5 protein-coding genes are annotated in these 4638 nt (G+C 61.9%); 4 read left to right on the top strand and 1 reads right to left on the bottom strand.

The window, feature by feature from the left end; translation table 11 throughout:
- Window positions 1–618: ABC transporter ATP-binding protein (locus tag Q8K05_RS18830; protein ID WP_305248289.1), on the top strand; the 618-nt coding region annotated here is incomplete at its 5' end.
- Entirely contained in the window at window positions 618–1826 is a 1209-nt protein-coding gene (locus tag Q8K05_RS18825) for an ABC transporter permease (RefSeq protein ID WP_305248287.1), read from the top strand. The genes Q8K05_RS18830 and Q8K05_RS18825, both read left to right, overlap by 1 nt.
- 189 nt (window positions 1827–2015) lie before the next feature.
- On the opposite strand, the gene Q8K05_RS18820 is transcribed toward Q8K05_RS18825, so the two are convergent.
- Window positions 2016–3374 (bottom strand): Fic family protein, encoded by a 1359-nt coding sequence (locus Q8K05_RS18820; protein ID WP_305248285.1) that lies wholly within the window; start codon window positions 3372–3374, stop codon window positions 2016–2018.
- 345 nt (window positions 3375–3719) lie between these two features.
- On the opposite strand from Q8K05_RS18820, the gene Q8K05_RS18815 reads away from it, so the two are divergent.
- Complete coding sequence (locus tag Q8K05_RS18815) at window positions 3720–3854, top strand: hypothetical protein (RefSeq protein WP_305248283.1); 135 nt, start codon at window positions 3720–3722, stop codon at window positions 3852–3854.
- A 264-nt stretch (window positions 3855–4118) separates the two neighbouring features.
- Window positions 4119–4421, top strand: a complete 303-nt coding sequence (locus tag Q8K05_RS18810; RefSeq protein WP_305248281.1) for a hypothetical protein — start codon at window positions 4119–4121, stop codon at window positions 4419–4421.
- The last annotated feature ends 217 nt before the right edge of the window (window positions 4422–4638 follow it).

Below are 4638 nucleotides of genomic sequence, written 5' to 3'. Positions count from 1 at the left end.
AGCGGCTCGGGCAAGTCCACCGCCATGAACACGCTGGGCTGCCTGGACACGCCGACCTCGGGCGAATACCTGTTTCAGGGCGTGCATGTGGAGTCGCTCGCGCGCGACCAGCGCGCGCGGCTGCGGCGGCGCTTTTTTGGCTTTGTGTTTCAGGGCTTTAACCTGCTGGCGCGCACCTCGGCGCAAGAAAACGTGGAACTGCCGCTGCTCTACCGGGGCGAATCGGCAGCCGCCCGCCACGCCGCCGCCGCCCGCGCGCTGGACGCCGTGGGCCTGAAGGGCTGGGAACACCACATGCCGTCCGAACTGTCGGGCGGACAGCAGCAGCGCGTGGCGATTGCGCGCGCCCTCGTCACAGAGCCGACGGTGCTGCTGGCCGACGAACCCACCGGCAACCTCGACACCCAGCGCAGCCGCGAAATCATGGAACTGCTGTGGCGCCTCAACGTCGACAAAGGCATCACCGTGCTGATGGTCACGCACGAACATGACATGGCCGCCTACGCCCGCCGCATGGTGCGCTTTGTCGATGGCGTGGTGGCCGGCGACACACGCAACGCGCATCCGGCAGGTTTGCATGCGCCCGATGCCGCCCCGCCCGTCATGGAGGCCCGCTGATGCTGCTCAACACCCTGCTGCTGGCCCTGCGCTCGATACGGCGCAACCTGATGCGCTCGTTTTTGACCATTCTCGGCATTGTGATTGGCGTCAGCGCCGTGATCACCATGGTCACGCTGGGCAACGGCGCCACGCTGGCCGTGCAAAACCAGATTTCAGGCCTCGGCACCAACCTGCTGCAGGTGCGCCCCGGCCAGCGCATGGGCCCCGGCAGCGGCGGCGCCACCGCGCCGGCCTTCAAGGAAACCGACGCCGACGTCATTGCCAGCCAGATTGGCGGCATTCTGGCCGTGGCGCCCGAGGCCCGCACCGGCAGCACGCTGGTGGCCGGCGGGCGCAACTGGAGCAGCAGCGTGATCGGCAGCACCAACGCCTGGCTGGAAACCGGCAACTGGACGCTGGCCGACGGCCGGGCGTTTTCAGACGACGAATTGCGCGCTGGCGCGGCCGTGTGCCTGATTGGCGAAACCGTGCGGCGCGAGCTGTTTGGCACCCGCGCCGCCGTGGGCGAACAGCTGCGCGTGAAACAGATCTCTTGCGAGGTGGTGGGCCTGCTCGCCTCCAAGGGCCAGGGCGCTTTTGGCAACGACCAGGACGACGTGGTGCTGATGCCCATCAAGACGCTGCAGCGCCGCATCACCGGCAACACCCGCGTCAACACCCTGCTGGTGTCCATGGCGCAAGGCAGCGACGCCGACCGCGTCAAGTCCAGCATGACCCAGCTGCTGCGCGAGCGCCGCAAGCTGGCCCCCACCGACGAAGACAACTTCAACGTGCTCGACACCAAGCAGCTGGCCGAAACCCTGTCGGGCACCACCAAGGTGCTGACCATGCTGCTGGGCGCCGTGGCCGCCGTGAGCCTGCTGGTGGGCGGCATCGGCATCATGAACATCATGCTGGTCAGCGTGACCGAACGCACCCGCGAAATCGGCCTGCGCCTGGCCATTGGCGCGCTGGAGCGCGAGGTGCTGCTGCAGTTTTTGATTGAGACGGTGGTGCTGGCCTCGCTGGGCGGGGTGATAGGCATCGTGCTGGCCACCGGCGCGTCCATCGGGCTGTCGGCCCTGATGGATGTGCCCTATATTTTTAACCCGGGCGTGAACCTGCTGTCCTTCGTGTTTTCAGCCGGTATTGGCGTGCTGTTTGGCTACTTTCCGGCCCGGCGCGCGGCCCGCATGGACCCGATTGAGGCGCTGCGGCACGAGTGAGCCAGCCCGCCGTCAAGGGGAACTCGCGTATGAAAATCTTCAGATCACTACAAAATCAATAGCTACTTACGCCCGTACAACCTGGGCTAGAGCAAGATTTGATGCTGAAACTTGATTTAAAAGCAGGGTCCAGCCATGACACGCGGAATAGGCGAAATAGGCGCGGCAGGCGCCATGCAGCGCCTGGATTCACAGCGAATGCTGCGCCGCTTGCCAGGCGGCCAACTCCGACGGACGCAGGCCGTAACGGGCCAGCACCCCTTCATGCAAACGGCGCAACTCTTGCACCACCAGGGCATGCACATCGTCGCGGTCCGCCTGCGGCACTTGCAGTATGGCCTGCGCAATGGCGGTCAGCGCGTCGGCGTGCGGGTGTTGAACCACGTCGCGAATGGTCTGTTTGATCACCTCCCGATAGGCCAGGCGGGTGGGATCGGGCTCGGCCAAGTCCTGCTTGATGGCCAGGTACTCCTGCGTTGAGCGCTCGTAGGCCCAGACATACAGATCACGCAGCAATTCCACCCGCGCCAGTTCGTACACCCCCAGCGTGGCGCGGCTGTAGGCCTGCTCGGGTACATCCAGAAAGGTCAGCGGGCACAGGTTGGCCCGAAACAGGGGCAAGTTGGCCACCAGGCGCGAAGTGCGTTTGTTGATGTCAGCAAACGGCTGCAGGTAAGGCAGATGCACCATCGCAAAAAATGACTGCTCGAACGGGTCGGCTATTGCATTCAGCTTGAGCAGCAAGACTTCCAGTGTTTCGTCGATCTGCTGCGGTGTTGACAGGGGCCGGTACACGCTTTGGCCAATGTCCACCGCATGCTGGCGAATACGGCCTTCGTCGGACGGATTGGGCAGCAAATTTTCGGCCAGCGCGCTGTGCAGGTTCATCAGCAGGTAACGGTTAACGCCAGCGCTGCCGACGTTGTCCACCAGCAACTCGATGGCGGTCTTGTGGTTCAGGATCATCTGCGTTTCAATCGCCGCTTTGCCACGCGCCGCCTGGCCATGCTCAATCAACGCCACCGTGTCCAGGCGCGAATAGGTGTTGCCCTCCAGGTGGCTCGATGCCCACGACAGGTCGATCAGCAGCCGGCTCAAGATCGCGCGGCTGTAGGTGCCTGCCGGTTCATTCGCCAGCGTGGTCTTGCCCATGTTGTGCAACTGGCGGCGCAGCGACTCGGGCAAATACCCGCTCACGTTGGGCTGGTAGGCATCCAGAAAATCACGCTGATAGCCCACCGGCTTGCGCGCCTGCAGCGGCTGATCGACATAAGCGAGGATGTCCCGGCTGTCTGCGGAAAGCGGAATGTGGAGCGGAAAGCGGTCAGTGGATGCAATGGCGCCGGCCAAGGCCGGCTGCGCAGGCGCCCCATACCGCCGGGCGCGCCCTTCCCCGCTGGCGGTGACAAGCCCTTGCGCCACCCATTGACTCATCCATCGCTGTACGGTGCGGCGCGCCAAGCCGGGGTGCTGCGCCAGCAACCCGGCGAGCGTCAGCCCGGCGGAGGACGACTGAATGCTTTTCAGCAAGGCGGCAGAAGTAGTCATGGCGTGGGTTGGCGCAGTTTGGCTGGGGGTGTGGCGCGATTGTGGCGCAGTTTATTGAACTGCGCCACTGGTGTGGCGCGATTCACTGAATACCGGGCTGCGTTGACTATGGCACGGCAGATTTGCAAAGGGGAGGCTTGCGATAGCGATTCGCGGCTGTTGAAAGTCCGTTGAGGCGGCAGGTCTGGTTAAAGGAGGGCCGTCACCGCCTCCTTCCGCCCCTTAGCGGTCATCTATTACCGGTCGTTGAAAACTCACGCAACAGGACGAGAAACGGAGCAGCTGTATGCACTGCCGATGTTGGCGCGGTAGTTGCGTGTCAAGTCCTACCGGCGGTAGGACATCATGCATTCGACTCTCAATTCGCCCCAATTGTGGGTACAACTACAACCCCTGCTGACGGCGCAGATTCGCTGTCCGGTGAAGCTGGGCCAGTGGATGGGATTTCTGGCCCATCCACTGATGGCGCTGCTGTCCTAGCTGGTGCAGTTGGTCCTGTTATTGGTGCATCAAACACTACAACAGACGGCGCCACCACTCTAAACGCGAAAGGCAATAAGCCAAGCTCGGCCTCTTGACGGCACATGTTCAATGTAAGTTGATGACCTGGAAACACCTCTTTCATTTGGAGGTAGCTATCTGAAAAATATGCGAGCCAAATCTCTCCGTGCTCAAGTGATTTTCCTTGGTCAAGGATGATTAGCGGCTTGAGACGTAACCCTTTTTCTGGCTTCAGGAGGTTCTATGGGTCAAGTACATCACCCCCATCTGTTTTCACACGAGTGGTTTGAATTCCACGCCGAATTGGTTGCCAGATTCAAGAGGTATAGCCTTCACTTTGGCATTGCAGCGCTGCTTGCAGTCGCAGCGTTGATCATGATGAAGCCCGTGGCAAAGGTGAATATGCCTCAGAAGGTGGCAGAGATTTCTGACGCGACGACCAGTGAGTCTTTTGTACCGGCGCTCCCAACTGGCTCCTACCTTCCCGGGCAGTTCTATGAGCAGCAAAAAAAGGCCAAAATTGAAGAGCTACCGCCCCAGTTCTAGGGAAGGTCACCGGCCTTGCCGATCCAGCTGCGCAGTGACCTGCCCATCGTCTATGGCCGACGCATGCTGTTGCCGGTGCTAGGAGTCTGGGCGCCAGAAGGATTTCTGTGAACCCGCCTTTCGCCATAAGTCAACCAAAGTTGGCTGAGCTATGGTGAACGCGTTCGTCAACGCCCGTACCTGTGGTGGTGTGATCGGCATTGAGCACCTGCAAAGA

The sequence above is a fragment of the Polaromonas sp. genome (assembly GCF_030682935.1).
Lineage (GTDB): Bacteria > Pseudomonadota > Gammaproteobacteria > Burkholderiales > Burkholderiaceae_C > Polaromonas.
Note: the sequence above shows the minus strand (reverse complement) of the source record. Positions and strands in the feature narration are given on the sequence as shown.